We start from the raw sequence: 16,394 nt of genomic DNA, 5'->3' as shown, positions 1-16,394 counted from the left end.
GCCAGATAAAGGCCGACTTTGGGCGGCAGGCCGGACGGCAATGTGAGTAACTACACAGCCCCCACTTGCCTGCGCCTGACAGCATGGCCCTTGTGGACACGCTCCTTCCTGACTTACGCGCTCTTGCCGCCCCAGAAATGGGCGCACTGCACCGCGTGGCTGCAACGGGCAGTGAGAATTTTTATGCCGGATACCGCAGTATTCCCGAAAGTGGCATTCCCGACCAGCCCCGCATTCATCTGTCGGTGGCGCACGGCACCCAAGATATTCAGTGGTTGCGCGGCGATTCGCCCAATTTGCTGCTTCATCTGATGCACTGGGCCGCCCGCCGCAATCACCGGGTACGCCTAGAACTCGCCAACGAATTCGATGAGAATGGCGATCAGAGCGTCTATGAAGCCAGCTTGCACGGCGGCATGATCGTGGCCTCTGCCCGCGCCTTCGATCCCCTGAGCGCCTTGCTGCGCGTGTTGGTGCAGGCCGAACGCAGCGAACGCGCCGCCTAGCCTTTCTTGTTTTTACTCAACCGCTGCCCAAGTCTCAGTGACGGGCAGCGGTTGTGCTGGCGTAAGGCTTGACGCCGCTAAAACTTAATCAGACTCAGGCTGACAAAATATTTGTTGCCTTCCATCTTGCGGGCCGCTATGTCCAGAAAACGGCCCGATTTGTCGCGCAGTCGCCGCCCAAGAACGCCGCCGTAATCGGTTTTCATGACGAAGGTGTAGCCCCGCTTGGTCAGTTGTGTAACTAGGTTGTCAAAGTTGAGGGCTTTGGCGTCCACGCTGTACATCTCAAACCAACTCATCTTCTGGCCGCTGCCGAGCGAAGACTGCAACCCCTTTTTAGAACTGGCGTACCAGTCGTCGCATTTGGGCGCGTACCCCGCAGGCATCGGCATCAGCCCGCCCGCAATAAAGCCCTTTTTGACGGGGCAAGCTAGAGCAGACGACACGAACAGCAGACCCACCAACGCCGCGACTGGTTTCATGGTAGCTCTAGCGTACAAGGTGAGTGGGGCCAACCGCCATCACACTCTGCTATCAGACCCCCTGCCGCCACACTGCGGGGGGCGGATTCCTCTGGCCGCGCCTCATTCTGGAATGAGAGAATAGGCCCCATGACTGATCCTGCCTCCTCGCCCGCCACCCCCCCCAAAGCGCGGGCGCGAGTTCCCAAAACCGTTTGGGATTTGGTGTTTACCCTGCTCATCCCAATTCTGATTCTGAGTCCCAATATTCTCGGCAGCGGCGTCAGCGTGTCCGACACCGTGTTTGGCGGCGGCACCACAGGCAACGTGCGCTCTTATCTGCTGGCCGCCCTGATTCCGGTGGCCTACGTGCTGTGGGATTTGTTGGTCAACCGCAACGTGAGTCCGGTGGCCCTGATCGGCGGTGCGGGCGCAATTTTCAGCGGCGCATTGGCGTTTTGGTACGTCGACGGCTTCTGGTACGCCATCAAGGACAGCGCCCGCTCCTACCTCACCGGCATTTTGTTTCTGATCTCGGCGGCCACCAGCGTGCCCCTGTTCCGCGTGTTTCTCGATGCCACCACCATCGGTGAAACGCCGGAACACCGCGCCGCCACCCAGCAGGCCATGCGCGATCCCGCCGTTCATAAGGCTTTGGCGCTGGGCACAGTCGTCTTCGCGTTGTTCGATCTGATCGGCGGCGTCATCAATAGCGTGGTCAACTATGCCCGCGTGGTCGCCAAGTTCGGCTCGGACGCCTTCAATGCCCAGATTGCCGAGGTGAATGCGCTGATGCGGGTGCCGTCGTTGGCCCTGAGTTTGCTGGGCGTGTTTGCCGCCGTGTGGCTGGTGCAGCGTGCCGTGAAAGCCCGCTACGGCGAAGGAGCCAACCTGTTCGAACCCGCCAAACTGACGCAGGCCATGCGCGAGAAGGGGGAGTTGCGGGCGTAAGAGCGTGTTTATAAAGGGTCGCCAGTTTCGATGGGTCGCGTGTAGAACGGCATTCGCTCCGCTCACCTCCCCCCTCCCCAGCCCCCTGCTCCGCAGCTCTGCGAGTCCCCCGCAAGGGGAGAGGGAGCAACAGCCCCAGTTCTACGGCGTTTCTAGGCTTCTGAGCAAACTCAACGGAACTTTATAAACACGCTCTAAGACTGAGCAGGAGTGTTCCGCCCCAGCTTGAAGGAAGGCTGGGGCGGTTTTTTTGAGGCGCTGGATTAATTTGGCGCTCTACTCCCCCGTTCTGGCCCGCCGTTTCTGGTACGCCCCGGTCAGCAACTCCGCCATGTATTCCCGCGTAAACGGCATTCCGCTGGCTTCTGCCGCGCCGAGTTCTTCGTCTCGGTCATAGGTGAGGCGCACAAAAGTAGCGCTGTGGGCGGGGCTGTGTGGGTCGAATTCCAGAATCAGGTAGCAGGGGAGAGTGCTGTCGAGGGGGTTGCCCACGCTGCCGCAGTTGATCAGCGGGCGGCCCTCCACATCCAGCATCAGGGCTTCGTGAACGTCGGCGTACACGAGGGCGTCGGCGTGTTGGGCCAGTCCGTATTGGCTGTTGGGCAAAAAGGCGTCCAGTTGCTCGGCAAGGCTGCTGTGCGGGTACAGGCGGTGAAACAGGCCCCGGCTGCTGGCGTGTACAAACCGCCACCACGCGCCGCTGAACTGTTCCTCTATGCCGTAGGGCAAGGCTCCTAGGTAAGACAGCTGCCCCGGCGTGAGGCGGCTGCGCGGCCACAGGTCTTGGGGGCGGTTGGTGGCCCCGGCAACGCGGGCGTCCCAGTTGCCCTGAATCACGCGTGAGGCGTGGGCCTGAGTCCACTCCACCACTTCCTTTGGGCGCGGGCCTTTGCCCACGAGGTCGCCCAATACCCACACTTCAGAAATACCGCGCCGCTGCACGTCTGCGTGGACTGCCAGTGTTGCCGCCAAGTTGGCGTGCAAGTCCGCGAGAATGGCTAGGCGCATCATGGCGGGCAGTCTAGCCTACCCCTCTGTACCGTACCGGGCAAAACTAAAGAGAAACGGAAGATAAAGATTAGGGTTGGTGCGCCTCAGCAACCTAGAATCCAGACTTTCTCACGTCCGCCCTTCCACTCCGGCGGCGAAAAATGTGGGATGTATTCCAAAGTGATTTGCTGACGCCCACTCAGCAATGAGCTACGTTTTGAGAGCAGGACGAAGGTACGGGCCGCTCCGTTCACATCCTGCCCGGACTCAGCCGTGCGGTATTGGCTTGTATAGTAGGTGCCGTGCCGCCCAGCCCGCATTTGTGGTGCTGCGGCGGGAAGGAGTCGTCAACGCCCGTGCCGCCCCTCGGTTCCCTGAGTGCCCGTGATGTGCTGGACATTGGTCTGGTCACGTTTTTGGTGTATCAGGCCTATATGTTGGTGGTGGGCACGCGGGCCGTGAACGTGGTGCGCGGCATTCTGGTGTTTGCGGGCGTGTGGGTGGCGGCGCAACTGTTGGGCCTCACCACCCTCAGTTACCTTTTGGGGCGGGCGGGCACGGTGGGCTTGTTTGCCCTGATCGTGTTGTTTCAGCCCGAATTGCGCGGGGCACTGGAGCGGGTGGGGCGGCCACGTGGCCGGGAAGCCAGCGGCGGGGCGGCCCTGCAAGACCTCGCACGGGCGCTGGAACGCCTCGCCGAGCGCAAAACCGGGGCGCTGATTGCCATAGAACGCCGCACGCCGCTGGGTGAATACGCCGATACGGGCGTGCGGTTAGATGCGGTGGTCAGCGTGCCTTTTTTGGAAGCCCTGTTTGCCCGCAACGCCCCGCTGCACGACGGCGGCGTGATCGTGCAGGGATCGCGGGTAGTGGCGGCAGGCTGTTTGTTTCCCCTTCAGGCTGGAGACGGAACTTATCGGCGCTACGGCACGCGCCACCGGGCGGCCATCGGGCTGTCGGAGCTGACCGACGCGGTGGTGCTGATAGCCAGTGAGGAACGCGGCAGCATGAGAATTGCGCTGGGGGGCCGATTGGGGCCAGACCTGAACGGCACCGAGCTACGCGAGCAGTTGCGGACGCTGGTCTACGATCAACCCGATTCGTCGCCCCCCCGCCGCAAGGGAGAAGCGCCCCCCGAACCCGATGACGCCCTGCCCCCGGAGAGAGCATGATGATTGACTCTTGCTCGGCTTGGCAACACTTTGTGGAGATTGAACTTGTGGGTGAACCCCCCAGTCTGCTTCGCAGCCAGCCCCCCTCAAGGGGAGCGCAACAGCTTTTGTCCTCCCCTCTAAGGGGGGGCGTTGCGAAGCAACGGGGGGGTTCGCCCGGAACCGTCAAGTCTGGACGTTGCTCAGTTGTGCAGGAATCAATAAGGCAAGCGCATGAGCGGCAGTAACAGTCATGACGGCGGCTTGTGGAGTGCGGCCCAGCGCTGGCTCAGGCCACGCTACGTGTGGGGCCGGGTCATTCACAATCTGCTGCCCAAAGTGCTGTCGTTGGTGGTGGCGCTGACGTTGTGGTTCGTGGCAACCGCAGATCGCCGCGCCAATGTGGAGCAGGGGTTTGACGTACCCGTGACTGTTCGCGACACCACCGGGGGCCAAACCCGCCGCGCCACCAGTGACCTGAACCCCGGCACCGTGCGCGTAACCTTATCGGGCCGCCCGGAACGCCTGCGCGAACTGAGCGGCGAAACGATTGAAGCGGTAGTCGACGTGACGGGCGTGCCGGAAGGCAGTTTCAACCGCCCGATTGCCGTACAAGTTCCCGGCGGAACCACATTGCGGCGGCAAGCGCCCGAGCGGGTGCAGGGCTTTGTCGATGCCCAACTGACCCGCACCCTTGCCATTACCCTCAGCGTGGCTTCTCCGTCCGACACCAGCCTGCTGCGCTACGACGTGGCCCCCGCGCAGGCCACCGTGAGCGGTGCGGGCCGTGTGGTAGCCACCGTGCGCCGCCTGATCACCAGCCCCGCGCCCTTGCTGCCCGGAGAAGCCAGTGAAGTGAAACTTATTGCCCTAGACGAAAAGGGTGACCCAGTCGAAGGCGTGCAGACCAGCCCCGCCAGCGTCACCGTGCGCCGAATAGATACCGGAGAATTGCCCGTGAAGAGCCTGAGAGTCGTGCTGAACGACGCCCCGGCGGGCCTGCGGGTCACGGCGGTCAGTATTCAGCCCAGCACCGTGCGCGTGGTGGCCGCCCCCGAACTGCTGGGCCGACTCCGCGAGGCCGCAGGCAGCGTGACCTACCGCGTGGGAACCTACACCGCGCCCGTGACCCTCAAAATCCCGGCTGGGGCGCAGGCGCTAGAGGAAGTCAGTGTGCGCTTGACGGTGGAACGGGTAGTGCCCATCCCAGCGGCCCGCCCGCCTGTGAGTGGTACGGGGAATGGGGATGCGCCGTGAATGGGGGAGAGGAAGGGGGAAGTCTAAGGGTCTAAGGAAGGGCGCAAGGGCAATCGCTGGCGCTCATTCACCCCCTCCCAGCCTCCCCCCTCAAGGGTGAGGAGCTAAAAGATTTTAGCCCTCGCCCCTTGTGGGAGAGGGGCGCTCCGCAGGAGCGGGGTGAGGGGGAGTGAGCAACGCGATTGCCCTTGACCCGCCCTTAGACCCTAGACCCTTAGACCAACCCCCCACCCAACGACGACGCCCCAAAATCCCGCTCTAGATGGAACCGATTCCATATTTTGCGTCAGCTTAAGCGCCTAAGCGTGGCGTATACTCGCCTCTATGGTGTGGAGCCTTGTCCACATGCGCGCATGATTGCCGCACTGCCCCAACCGCGTCACCCCCTCGCCGATCTGGTCGGGTGGGAAGACCGCGTTCGCCTGATGGTGCGCCCCAAGCGTTACCAGCACGTCCTGCGGGTTGCAGAACTCGCCTGCCAAATTGCCTGTGCCAACGGCCTCGACGAATCGCGTGCTTATGCGGCGGGCATCTTGCACGACATCGCCCGTGACCTTCCCGACGCCGAACTCCTGCGCCTCGCGCCGCCCGAACACCCCATAGACGCCGCGCACCCGCTGGCCCTGCATGGCCGCGCTGCCCGTACCCTGCTGGAGCGCTGGGGCTACCGCGATTTGGTAGTGCTGGAAGCCGTAGAAGACCACACCACCGGGCCACGCGGCGGCAATTCGGTGTCGGCCTGCGTGTACGTCGCCGATGTGTCGGAACCCGGACGCGGCGTGAACGAAGACATCCGCGAATTGGCGCTGTGTGACCTTGACGCTGCCCTGCACCGCGCTATCGCCTCCAAAGTCACTTACCTTCAGGGGCGCGGCATTCAGGTTCATCCACGCACTTTGCAGGCCTACTACGCGCTGCCGCTGGTACGGGTCGATCACGGCAATACTGCTTCTGCCAGTGCCCCAGCCGCCGATTCCTGTAGTGCCGAGGTGCAGACTCCCCGGCTTTCCCTGCGCCGCAGTCGTCCCGCTTCGTGAATGCGGCGTCGTGAGTTCCGACCCTCGTTGCGTCGTATGCCTAACAGCGCCCCTCATGCCCACTGGCTATGCTGGAGGGCGTGAGTTTGTTGCCGCCTAATTCCCCGTCTGATGTACCCGGCAACCCCCGCCCGTTGGCCCGGCTGAGGGCATTGCAAGCGTTTGGGCTGTCGTTGGCGGCTTTGGCGCTTGGCGGCGTGGCTGTCCTCAGTTCTCCGGGGGCCAATACTCCGGCCAGTGCGCTGGTGGCGGGCAGTGCGCCGCACTTTACGTTGCTGCTGGCGGGCCGCGACATCGTGTACTGCTATTACCGCCAGCCCTGCAAAGATCAGGAGCAGCGCACAGGCATTATTCAGCCGCCCAACACCGACACCCTGATGCTGGTGAAGGTGGACGCCGGACGGGTCAGCGTACTGAACATTCCCCGCGACACCAACGTGGGCGACTACAACTACCGGGGTTCGCCCGCCGCCCAGAAGGTGAACAGCCGTTACTGGGCCGAGGGGCCGGAAGGGCTGACCCGCGCGGTAGAGGAAATTACGGGCGAGCGCGTAGACGCCCATGTGATCGTGCGAACCGATTACGTGGCCCGCGTGATAGACGCGCTGGGCGGCTTAGACGTGACCGTGCCGAAGGGCGGGATTGAATGGATAGACCAAGCGGCAGGCGTGAACCTGAAACTGGACGCCGGAAATCACCACTTGGACGGCGCGACGGCGGTGCTGTTCCTGCGCGTCCGCAAAGGCTTTGGCGACGACTGGGGCCGCATAGACCATCAAAAACAGGCCCTCACGCAACTGGCCTCGCGCCTGAAATCGGCCAAAGGGCTGGCAGCCCTGCCCACCATTCTGGGCGGCATCGGCAACGGTGTAGAAACCAACGCCGATCCCAACCTGTTGCCCACCTTGTTGCCGTATCTGCCCCAGCTCAAGTTGACTTTTGCCACCTTGCCCACCGACGAGATTCGCGGATCGTTCAATCTGGCCGTGAACCGTGAAAGGCTGGCCGAGGTGTGGGGCAATGCTGCGCCGAACGTGGCAGGGACTGTACGCCCAGTCAGCATCCGAATAGAGGACGCCAGTGGAGCCACACTCGGCCCCCGGTTGGCCCGCGCTTTGGCGGCGCTGGGCTACACCGCCGTGACCACAGAAGCCGTGCCAGCCAGCCCCGAAGCCAGTCAGGTCTTTACAGGCAGCGACGTGCGGGCCGCCAGTGAGTTGGCCGATACTTTGGGCCTCCCCCGCCTGCAAGGTGAGCGTTTCCCCGTAGAGGCTGGAGAAATCGGTATCCTGCTGGGAACGGACGCCCGCGAAACCCTCGCGGCACTGAATGCGTATCCGGATGGCCCCGCCCAGACGACTCCCGGTAGCACGGGTGTTGATCAGAGCGGCACGGGCCAAACCGGAACAGGGCAAACTGGAGCAGTGCAGACTGGAACAGGGCAAACTGGAGCAGGCCAGACCGGAAATCAATTAGAAACAGTGTCCCTTACGGCGGCACGCAGCATCACGGAGAACCCATGAATTCAGCATCACAGCACTCTGCACAGACCGTCAAGACCCAACTCCGCGCCATCGTGGACGCCGCCCGCGAACGCCGCGCCGAAGATGTCGTCGTTCTTGACCTCACCGACGTGTCTTCTACCCTTGAATACTTCATTATCTGCACCGCCACGGCTGGCCTGCAACTGAACGCCATTCAGGAAAATGTGCGGCAAAAGGCGCAGGAAGCTGGCCTGCCCCGTCCCAGCGTCGAAGGCCCCAGCGAACGCTGGTTGTTGCTGGCCTTCGGCGGCGGCATCGTGGTTCACATCATGACCAAAGACGCCCGCGACTACTACGACCTAGAAGGCCTGTGGAGCGACGCCCGCAAGCTGGAATTTGCCGAAGCGCCCCGCGATCCGGAGGCCAACGTGACCGCAACCACGCAGGCCGAGTCCATGCAAGCCGACTCCAACGACTCTGCTCAGGCCGAGTAAGGGCTGATCTGAGGTAAAGCTCAATTATTCTGGCCCGTGCGCCTGCATTGCCTCTGTTGGGGCGGTGTAGGCGTGCGGGCTTTTTGTGGTGTGGTCTGAAGGTTAACGAAAAGACCTGCTTGATCTCTTTTTTCTCCCTTGCTGCCACGCCTTTCCCCACCCCCCACCCCCCAGCCCCCGGCCCCAAAGGGTGCAGGGGAGTTTGTCGTTGCACTCGGCAGGATTGATCTTGTTGCATCCCGACTCGGCTGAATCGTTCACTTGAAGCGGAATTGCCAGTTATTTTGGACATGGAATTGGCCCGCGCGTTGCACGCACCTTGGGGCCTCACACGGATGGGGCGGGGACGATGTGGGGTGGCAGTGCGGTGTTTTATTTCCCTCGCCCCCTTGCGGGGGAGGGCGCTGTGCAACAGCGGGAGGGGGAGTGAGCGCCAGCGATTGCCCTACCTGCCCCTCCTTAGACTCTCCGCCCCTAGACCCTTAAACTGCCCGTCATACCATTGAAATCCCCCCACCTGACACCCGCCTGACCTGACACGGCAGAATGAGGGCAATGAGCCACGTGGTTGTAATTGAAGATGAGGGCACGGTGCGCGACGTGCTGCGCTTTCATCTGGAACGGGCAGGCCTGCGCGTCACCGCTTTTGAATCCACACGCGGCACCGAAGAGGCGCTGGCTCAGGCCGACGCGTTGGTGCTGGACTGGATGCTGCCCGGAGAAAGCGGCTTGGGATTTCTGCGCCGTCTGCGGGGCGACCCCGAACTGCGGCGCTTGCCTGTGCTGATGCTCACCGCCCGCGCCGCCGAAGCCGAACGGGTAGAAGGGCTGGAATCGGGAGCAGACGATTACCTGACCAAACCGTTTAGCGCCGCAGAATTGGTGGCGCGAGTGCGTGCCCTGCTGCGCCGCACCTTGCCCGATACGCCCCAAACCCTGACCAACGGCCCCCTGACCGTCGACATCAGCGCCGCAGAAGCCCGGATGGGTGGCAAACGCCTGAACCTCACCCGCCGCGAGTTCGATCTGCTGGCCTTCCTGACCCAGCATGCGGGCCGGGTCTACTCCCGCACAGAACTGCTAGACCGCGTGTGGGGCGCAGATTTCCTCGGTGGAGAGCGCACGGTGGATCAGCATGTGACGCAGCTCCGGGCGCACTTGGGCGACGACCCCACCCGGCCCGACTTTCTGGAAACGGTGCGCGGCAAAGGCTACCGGATGCGCCCATGGACAGACGCCGCATGACCCCGCAGGCCCGGACAGAAAGCGGTTCAACCCAAGGCGATCCGACACAGGGCGCTTGGCTGGACGCCTTGCCGCAGGCCGTGCTGCTGATCGAATCGGGGCATGTGACCCGCGTGAACGCCGCCGCCGCCCGCTTGTGGGGGGTGCCTCAAGACCGCGCCGCTGGCCGCCCGGTGCTGGAAATCGTGCGGCGGCATACGCTGGAAGCCCTCGCAGAGCGTGGCGGCGAAATGGAACTGGAAGTGAGTGGGCGTACCCTGCGATGCACCGCCACCCGCGACGGCGTGCAGAGCGCCCTGATCGTGGAAGACGTGACCGAGCACCGCCGCCGCGAAGCTGAACTGCGCGAGGCCACCGCTGTGCTGTCACATGAATTCCGCACCCCCGTTGCCGCCCTACGCGGTGTGCTGGAGGCGCTGGAATACGATATGCCCACCGACCTCGCCCAAAATTTTGTGCGGCAAGGGTTGCAAGAAACCGAGCGACTGGCCCGCCTCGTGGAAGACCTCGCCGTAGGCTTCCGGCCTACCCGCGCCCGCACTCTGCCACTGGCCGAAGCTTTTGCCCGCGCCGAACGCCTGCTGGGCACCGACCTGAGTGCGCGGCAGGCCACCCTGACTTTTGGGCAAGACCACCTCGTGCGGGCCGACCCCGACAAGCTCCTGCAAGTGCTGCTGAATCTGATCGAAAACGCCCTGAAATACGGCCCCAATGGGCAACCGATTCAAGTTCGGACTGCCGAGCGCGGCACATGGATAGAAGTGGCGGTGCTGGATCACGGCCCCGCCATCTCGGATTCCGAGAACCTGTTTCGCGCCCATACACGCGGGCAGGGGGCCACCGGGCAGGGCAGCGGCATGGGCCTGTACATCGTGCGCTCTATCGTGCATGGCTGGGGCGGGCAAGCTTGGGCCGAGCGCGAAGGCCAGCAGAACGCTTTTTGCTTTACCCTGCCGGGGGTGGCAGGTATCGGCTGACGCAACCCTGACCCGGAGTTGCCCCGCCAAATGGTAAGTTTTCTCTCATACGGCGCTTCGTTTCGCCTTGCCCCGCCCCCGCTCTCCCTCTTTCCCTACTGTTCCGGCCTCCACCGGATTGCTGCTCAGGAGTTCCCCTATGCGTGAAGCCCTCGAATCTGACCTCCGTGCTGTACTGAACGGCGCACTGAATATGCTGGGCACGGTAGAGCGTATGTTGCCCGTGGCCGCCGACATCTTGCTCCACGAGCGCACCGAGCGCTTAGAGGAAATCCGCGCCCTTGACCGCGAAGTAGACGCGCAGGAAGCCCAGATCGAGGCCGAATGCCTGCGAATCATCGCCCTGCATCAGCCGGTGGCCCGCGACCTGCGAATGGTGGCCCTGATCCTCAAAAGCCTGAGCGACATAGAGCGCATGGGCGATTACACGGTTCACGTTGCCAAAGACGGCTCGGAGTTGGCGCAGGCTCCAGCCCTCAAGCGCTACGTGAATTTGGCCCGCATGCTGGAACGGTTGGGCGAAATGAGCCAGAATCTCCGCACCGCCCTCGCAGACCGCGACGTGACCCGCGCCGAAGCGACGATTGGCATGGACGACGAGGTAGACGACCTGTACGAGCAGATTCAGCGCGAACTGGTCACGTACATGCTGGAAGACCCGCGCAACATTTCTAAGGCCCTGATGCTGATGCGCGTGGGCCGCAGTCTAGAGCGCGTGGGTGATCACATGGAAAACATCGCCGAGCGCGTGCGGTACTGGGTCACGGGGCAGCGGGAAGCGTAAGCCGAAAGAACACCGCACTCCACAGAATCGCCGTCCTTCATTGGGCGGTTTTTCATTCTCCCGTTCGCCGCGCTACCCTGAACCCCATGAGCGATCTTCCGGCGGGATTCGTGTGGGGAGCGGCGACGGCGGCCTATCAGATAGAAGGCGGCGTGCAGGAGGGCGGGCGCGGCGCAAGCGTCTGGGACATCTTTTCTCATACGGCGGGCCGCATCAAGAACGGCGATACGGGCGACGTGGCCTGCGATCATTTCCACCGCTACAAAGAAGACGTGGCGCTGATGAAGGAACTGGGCCTCACCGCTTACCGTTTTAGTGTGGCGTGGCCGAGGGTGCAGCCAGACGGCAGGGGGCGCACCAACGCAGCGGGACTGGCCTTTTACGACGCTCTCACCGACGAACTCCTGAACGCGGGCATTCAGCCTTGGCCCACGCTGTTTCACTGGGATTTGCCGCAAGCCCTCGAAGACGACGGCGGCTGGCTGAACCGCGACACCGCCCACCGATTTGAAGATTACGCCTTTGCGGTGGGCGAAAAACTGGCCGACCGCGCCGCCGGATTCATGACCCTCAACGAGCCGTTTGTGGTGATGGCGTTGGGCTACATGCTGGGGATTCACGCGCCGGGGCATCAGTTGGGGCTGGCGGGCGGCTTTGCTTCGGCTCACCATCAGTTGTTAGCACACGGCATGGCGGTGCGGGCCTTGCGGGAAGCCGGAGCGCGGCAGGTGGGCATCGCCAACAACTACGCCCCGGCGTGGCCCGCCACAGACCGGGACGCCGATCATCAGGCGGCGGCCCAACTGGACGCGCTGCACAACCATCTCTTCACCGATCCCCTCCTGCGCGGCGAGTACCCGGCGGCAGTGCTGGAACTGGTCAACGCCCACGCGCCCGAAGCCCTGAACCTGATTCAATCCGGCGACCTCGCCACCATCGCCGCGCCGCTGGACTTCTTGGGCGTCAATTATTATCAGCCCGATCACGTCACCGCCGACCCGCAGTCTCCGTTTGGAGCCAAAGTGGAAGGCGTGCCGGGCCGCGAGCGCACCCACTTCGGCTGGTCGGTGGTGCCCGAAGCCCTCACGCAAACGCTGACCGACTTGAAGGCCCGCTATGGCGACGACTGCCCGCCCATCTACGTCACCGAAAGCGGCTGTTCTCAGCCCGATGTCTTGATAGATGGCCGGGTGCGCGACGAGGCCCGCAGCCGCTACCACGAGGCCCACCTAGACGCCGTGGCTGCCGCCATAGATGGAGGAACCGACGTGCGCGGCTACTTCGCGTGGAGCCTGATGGACAACTTTGAGTGGGCCGAAGGGTATTCGCAGCGCTTCGGGTTGGTGTACGTAGATTTTGAGACGCAGGAGCGCACGCCCAAAGACAGTTTTCACTGGCTGAAACGGCGAATCGAGCAATAATCTTTAGCCCTTCCTACGCTCTACGATCCACGCTCCAGCCTCAGCGAACCCGGATCACCTTCACGTCCAGCACGGCGCGGCTTGTCATCGGCAGTTCGGTGCGCGTATCGGTCACGTACAAGAGCTTGCCGTTCTTATCGGTCACGGTGGCCCGCACCGCGCAACTGCGGCTGGCCGAAAAGCGCACCGGGTTGTACACGATCTGATACGAAGCGGGCAGGCGCGGTGCGGCGAACTGAATCTTGACCAATTGGCGCGAGGCCACGTCTTGCAAAGACACGTCTTCGATGACCACCGTGACCGTGCTGCCTGCGGGCAGGGCCATGCGGCTGGGCGTCAGCACTTGCCCGCGCAACTCGCGCCAGCCAGCCGGAATGCTGGAATTGGCACTGGCAGGGGCGGCAGCGGCGGGCCGAATCACCGGGGCCGAGCGCGTAATGGTCATGCCGCCGACGGTGCTGGTTTGGGCCGAGGCTCCCGCCAGCAGCAAGGCGGCGAGGGCAGCAAGTAAGCGTGAACGGTTCATGCTTCTATCCATACCTGATGAATGTGATGGGAAGATGACTTGGGGTTCAGACTGGTTGCATTTTGGCCTGCCCTGTATAGCTTGCCCTCTGTTGCCCGGCACAATACGGCTATGTCTGCCCTTGCCCCGCTGCCCGATCTGCCCCTCACCGACCACGCGGCGGCCCTGGTGCACCTCTCGCGTGATTCGCTGTTGGCCCAAGTCATCGCTCAAGTGGGCGACCTGCCTGTACTCGCGCCTACGTCCGACCCATTTGGCACGCTCATTCGCAGTGTCAACGGGCAACAACTGAGCGTGAAGGCGGCGGCCAGTATTCATGGGCGACTGGTGGCGGCGTTGGGTCAGGCGGCACTGGGTGAACCGGATGCTGAGACTGGCGTTCCGGCCACCGTCACGCCCGAAGCTTTACTTGCCGCAGAGGGCGAAACCTTGCGTTCGTTCGGACTCTCTTGGGCCAAAGTCCGCACCGTGCAGGCGTTGGCCGCCGCTGCGCTGGATGGCCGGGTGGATTTTGCCCACCTGTCCACTTTGCCCGACGAAGCCGTGATTTCTGCCCTGATTCCTCTGCCCGGCATAGGCCGCTGGACGGTGGAAATGTTCCTGATGTTCGCGCTGGCCCGCCCCGACGTATTCAGCATGGGCGACCTCGCGCTGAGGCAAGGGCTGACGAGGTTGCACCCGCAGACGCCGCCCGCCGAGGTGCTGGAGAGCTGGGCACCGTACAGGACGCTGGCCGCCCGCTACGTGTGGGCGGAAAATCACCGGGTCAAGGGGGGCGGAGAACCGGTGGCGGGGTAAGGCGCGTGGATCGTGGAGATGTGAAATGAATCTCTAAAGGGGTTCCCAAAGTTCAGAACCAAAACCTTGATCTTTCTGCTTACCTGCGCCCTTCCCACGCTCCACGTTCCACCTCCCACGTTCCTAGCCCAGCCTCTCCAACACCGCTCCCCGCGTCATCGTCGGCGAAACCGTATGGGTACTTTCAACCGTCAGGGCGGCGGCGGCGTGGCCTTGTCGGGCGGCTTCGGTGGGGGCCGCACCTGCCAGCAGCGCAGCAAGGTAAGCGGCCAGCATCGCGTCTCCGGCTCCGGTCACGTCGGCCACTTTGGCGGGAATGGTGGGCAATTCGGTGTGGCTTCCCTGCACAGACAGCAGGCTCCCCAGTTGCCCGCGCCGCACCCACACGGTATGAATGCCCTGCGCGTGTAGTTCTTCTGCGGCGGCCCGGATATCGGCCAACACGTCGGGCACGGTGCGGCCTACGAGTGCGCCGAGTTCCAGCAGATTGGGCGTGATGGTGTGCGGCGGGAGTCCGGCGGCCACAGAGGAGCGGATTTGCAGGGCTTTGGGCACACTCACCGGCTCGAAGGCCACGGGCACGCCTGCTTCTGCGGCCAGCGTCATCAGATGATTGAGGGTGGCTTCGCTGAGGTTGCCGTCGGCCACCACCCACGTCGCGCCGCGCAGCACGGCCCGGCGGTCATGCAGCGTTGTGGGAGTCAGCACGTTCAGCACGGTCATATCGGACACGGCCACCAGCAATTCGCCCTCATGGTTGAGGGTTGCCATGTACGTGCCCGTCAATTGGTCGTTGACCCGCATCACAAAGCGCATGTCCACGCCCGCCGCTTTGGAATCGGCCAGCAGTGCGTCGCCCAAATAGTCGCGGCCCACCGCACTGACGAGCGACACATTTATGCCCAGCCGCGCCAGATTCTCGGCAATATTGCGGCCAACGCCGCCTGCCGTTTGGGTGGTCAGGCCCGGATTGCTTGTGCCCAAAATAACGGGGGCCAACGTGTGGGCCTTCAAATCCACGTTCGCGCCGCCCACCACCACCACGCGGGCGGGCGGCAGGGGAGGAGCGGTCAAGAGGTTGATTTCGGTTGCGTCTGCTGTGCCCACAAGGTCAGGTTATCCCGTGCGTCGTCTGCGTGCATCTGTTCCACCAGTGCCCCCCGGTGGGTGGCCACGCTTTTGCCCTCTGCACGGGCGGTTTCCCACGCATCCAACAGGGCGCGGGCTTCGGCGGCCTGTTCCTCCGTGACGCCGTAAGCGGCATTGGCCCCCGCAATCTGGCCCGGATGAATCACCGTTTTGCCCGCAAAGCCCAGCATCCGGCCCTGAGCGCACTCGCGGGCAAAACTGTCCGTGTCGGTAATGTCGTTGAACACGGCGTCCAGCGGCACTTTTCCGGCAGCGCGGGCGGCCAGCACCACCGCAGACAGCGCGTGCAACAGGGGCCACCGTTCGGGGTGGGCCTCGGTTCGCAGGACGCGGGCCAGATCGTTTGCACCCACCAACAGGCCCGCCACACCCGGTACGGCGGCAATGGCAGCGGCGTTCAGCACCCCGGCGGGCGTTTCGATCATGGCCCACAGCGGCAGGCCCAAGCTCAGCGCGGCGACGGCGCGGGCGTCCTCGGTTTTGGGCAGCACCAGCCCTGCCGCGCCCGACAGCAACGCCATTTCCCGGTCGGCATGTTCGTGTTCGGTGCCTAGTCCGTTTACTCGCACCAGCACGGGCACGCGCCAGCCACCCGCCCGCAGCGCCAGCCGCACATTTTCCCGCGCCTGTGCTTTGGCTTCGGGGGCCACCGCGTCTTCCAAGTCCAAAATAACGGCGTCGGCCTCCAGCCCCCGCGCCTTTTCTACGGCTTTGGGCTTGTCGCCGGGAACATAGAGGACAGAGCGCCACAGAGCAGGAGCAGTCATTTGGTTTGAGCGTGCAGACGGGCGGCGCGTTTGCTGGGGCTTCTGCGGGCAGATCGAGCCGCGCTGGAGGCCAGCAACAAGGGCAGCAGGGCCAGCAGGAACGTTAAGGGGCGGGGCATGCGGGCAGTGTAGCGGGGCGGCATGAACTGGAGGCGAGGGGGCAAGGTCTAAGGGTCTAGGGTCGAAGGGTCTAAGAAAAGGCAAAAGCAAGTTCCAAATCTCTGTTGTTGCCCTCTCCACCTGTGGGACTGGGACAGCTTGCAGCGCCCCCGCCCCGCGTCAGGGCGTCACTCTAGTTTCTTGCCAAAGCGACTCCATTGAATTACGAAAAGTGCATAGAACAAGAGTTTCCACGGTTACCCCAATCGCGTGTCAGGCGGCGTGGGGTTGTTGTGG

Annotated in this window: 18 protein-coding genes; 12 read left to right on the top strand and 6 right to left on the bottom strand. The window is 63.6% G+C overall.

Annotation, left to right across the window (positions count from 1 at the left end):
* Nucleotides 1–65 precede the first annotated feature (65 nt).
* A complete protein-coding gene (locus E7T06_RS13500; protein WP_136366306.1) occupies nt 66–506 on the top strand; it encodes a hypothetical protein in 441 nt (146 codons plus the stop codon).
* A 77-nt stretch (nt 507–583) separates the two neighbouring features.
* Here E7T06_RS13500 and E7T06_RS13495 read toward each other — a convergent pair whose 3' ends face one another.
* Nucleotides 584–988 carry a hypothetical protein gene (locus tag E7T06_RS13495; protein WP_136366305.1) on the bottom strand — a complete coding sequence of 135 codons (405 nt, stop codon included), beginning with the start codon at nt 986–988 and terminating at the stop codon, nt 584–586.
* A 129-nt stretch (nt 989–1,117) separates the two neighbouring features.
* On the opposite strand from E7T06_RS13495, the gene E7T06_RS13490 reads away from it, so the two are divergent.
* Complete coding sequence (locus E7T06_RS13490; RefSeq protein WP_136366304.1) at nt 1,118–1,918, top strand: VC0807 family protein; 801 nt, start codon at nt 1,118–1,120, stop codon at nt 1,916–1,918.
* Between the two features lie 276 nt (nt 1,919–2,194).
* Here the strand turns inward: E7T06_RS13490 and E7T06_RS13485 are convergent, their stop codons facing one another.
* Nucleotides 2,195–2,929 carry a metallophosphoesterase family protein gene (locus E7T06_RS13485; RefSeq protein WP_136366303.1) on the bottom strand — a complete coding sequence of 245 codons (735 nt, stop codon included), beginning with the start codon at nt 2,927–2,929 and terminating at the stop codon, nt 2,195–2,197.
* Nucleotides 2,930–3,264: 335 nt separating this feature from the next.
* Here E7T06_RS13485 and cdaA point away from each other — a divergent pair, with 335 nt between their 5' ends.
* The 9 genes from cdaA to E7T06_RS13440 all read left to right on the top strand — a co-directional run bounded on the left by cdaA (nt 3,265) and on the right by E7T06_RS13440 (nt 12,758).
* Nucleotides 3,265–4,080, top strand: coding sequence for a diadenylate cyclase CdaA (cdaA, locus tag E7T06_RS13480; RefSeq protein ID WP_136366336.1), 816 nt, complete (start codon nt 3,265–3,267; stop codon nt 4,078–4,080).
* Between the two features lie 213 nt (nt 4,081–4,293).
* Nucleotides 4,294–5,316, top strand: a complete 1,023-nt coding sequence (locus E7T06_RS13475; protein ID WP_136366302.1) for a CdaR family protein — start codon at nt 4,294–4,296, stop codon at nt 5,314–5,316.
* A 353-nt stretch (nt 5,317–5,669) separates the two neighbouring features.
* Nucleotides 5,670–6,353 carry a bis(5'-nucleosyl)-tetraphosphatase (symmetrical) YqeK gene (yqeK, locus tag E7T06_RS13470; RefSeq protein ID WP_136366301.1) on the top strand — a complete coding sequence of 228 codons (684 nt, stop codon included), beginning with the start codon at nt 5,670–5,672 and terminating at the stop codon, nt 6,351–6,353.
* Between the two features lie 71 nt (nt 6,354–6,424).
* Nucleotides 6,425–7,876 (top strand): LCP family protein, encoded by a 1,452-nt coding sequence (locus E7T06_RS13465; protein ID WP_240741058.1) that lies wholly within the window; start codon nt 6,425–6,427, stop codon nt 7,874–7,876.
* Nucleotides 7,873–8,331: a ribosome silencing factor gene (gene rsfS / locus E7T06_RS13460; RefSeq protein WP_136366299.1), complete on the top strand. Its 459-nt coding sequence runs from the start codon at nt 7,873–7,875 to the stop codon at nt 8,329–8,331. Before E7T06_RS13465 ends, rsfS begins: the two co-directional genes overlap by 4 nt.
* Before the next feature lie 555 nt (nt 8,332–8,886).
* Complete coding sequence (locus tag E7T06_RS13455; protein ID WP_064015659.1) at nt 8,887–9,576, top strand: response regulator transcription factor; 690 nt, start codon at nt 8,887–8,889, stop codon at nt 9,574–9,576.
* A complete protein-coding gene (locus tag E7T06_RS13450) occupies nt 9,573–10,553 on the top strand; it encodes an ATP-binding protein (protein WP_136366335.1) in 981 nt (326 codons plus the stop codon). The genes E7T06_RS13455 and E7T06_RS13450 overlap by 4 nt, the downstream gene beginning before the upstream one ends.
* Before the next feature lie 139 nt (nt 10,554–10,692).
* The gene (phoU, locus tag E7T06_RS13445) at nt 10,693–11,337 is read left to right on the top strand and encodes a phosphate signaling complex protein PhoU (RefSeq protein WP_136366298.1); all 645 of its coding nucleotides are present in this window, start codon (nt 10,693–10,695) and stop codon (nt 11,335–11,337) included.
* A gap of 86 nt (nt 11,338–11,423) precedes the next feature.
* Entirely contained in the window at nt 11,424–12,758 is a 1,335-nt protein-coding gene (locus E7T06_RS13440) for a GH1 family beta-glucosidase (protein WP_136366297.1), read from the top strand.
* Nucleotides 12,759–12,798: 40 nt separating this feature from the next.
* Here the strand turns inward: E7T06_RS13440 and E7T06_RS13435 are convergent, their stop codons facing one another.
* Nucleotides 12,799–13,284, bottom strand: coding sequence for a YbaY family lipoprotein (locus E7T06_RS13435; protein ID WP_168733533.1), 486 nt, complete (start codon nt 13,282–13,284; stop codon nt 12,799–12,801).
* Between the two features lie 111 nt (nt 13,285–13,395).
* Between E7T06_RS13435 and E7T06_RS13430 the strand changes: the two genes are divergently transcribed.
* A complete protein-coding gene (locus E7T06_RS13430; protein WP_136366295.1) occupies nt 13,396–14,082 on the top strand; it encodes a DNA-3-methyladenine glycosylase in 687 nt (228 codons plus the stop codon).
* 123 nt (nt 14,083–14,205) lie between these two features.
* Here E7T06_RS13430 and E7T06_RS13425 read toward each other — a convergent pair whose 3' ends face one another.
* Genes E7T06_RS13425 through E7T06_RS22095 form a run of 3 tightly spaced genes read right to left on the bottom strand, consistent with a single transcriptional unit; the run spans nt 14,206 to nt 16,117 of the window.
* On the bottom strand, nt 14,206–15,189 hold the full coding sequence (locus tag E7T06_RS13425) for a carbohydrate kinase family protein (protein WP_240741057.1): 984 nt from the start codon (nt 15,187–15,189) through the stop codon (nt 14,206–14,208).
* Nucleotides 15,153–15,998 carry a CoA ester lyase gene (locus E7T06_RS13420; protein ID WP_136366294.1) on the bottom strand — a complete coding sequence of 282 codons (846 nt, stop codon included), beginning with the start codon at nt 15,996–15,998 and terminating at the stop codon, nt 15,153–15,155. Before E7T06_RS13420 ends, E7T06_RS13425 begins: the two co-directional genes overlap by 37 nt.
* Nucleotides 15,995–16,117 (bottom strand): hypothetical protein, encoded by a 123-nt coding sequence (locus tag E7T06_RS22095; protein ID WP_276605572.1) that lies wholly within the window; start codon nt 16,115–16,117, stop codon nt 15,995–15,997. The genes E7T06_RS13420 and E7T06_RS22095 overlap by 4 nt, the downstream gene beginning before the upstream one ends.
* Nucleotides 16,118–16,394 lie beyond the last annotated feature (277 nt).

The sequence above is a fragment of the Deinococcus sp. Arct2-2 genome (genome assembly GCF_004801315.1).
In the GTDB taxonomy this organism is placed as follows: Bacteria; Deinococcota; Deinococci; order Deinococcales; family Deinococcaceae; genus Deinococcus.
The sequence above is the reverse complement of the archived record's forward strand: the minus strand, read 5'-3'. Positions and strand labels throughout refer to the sequence as shown.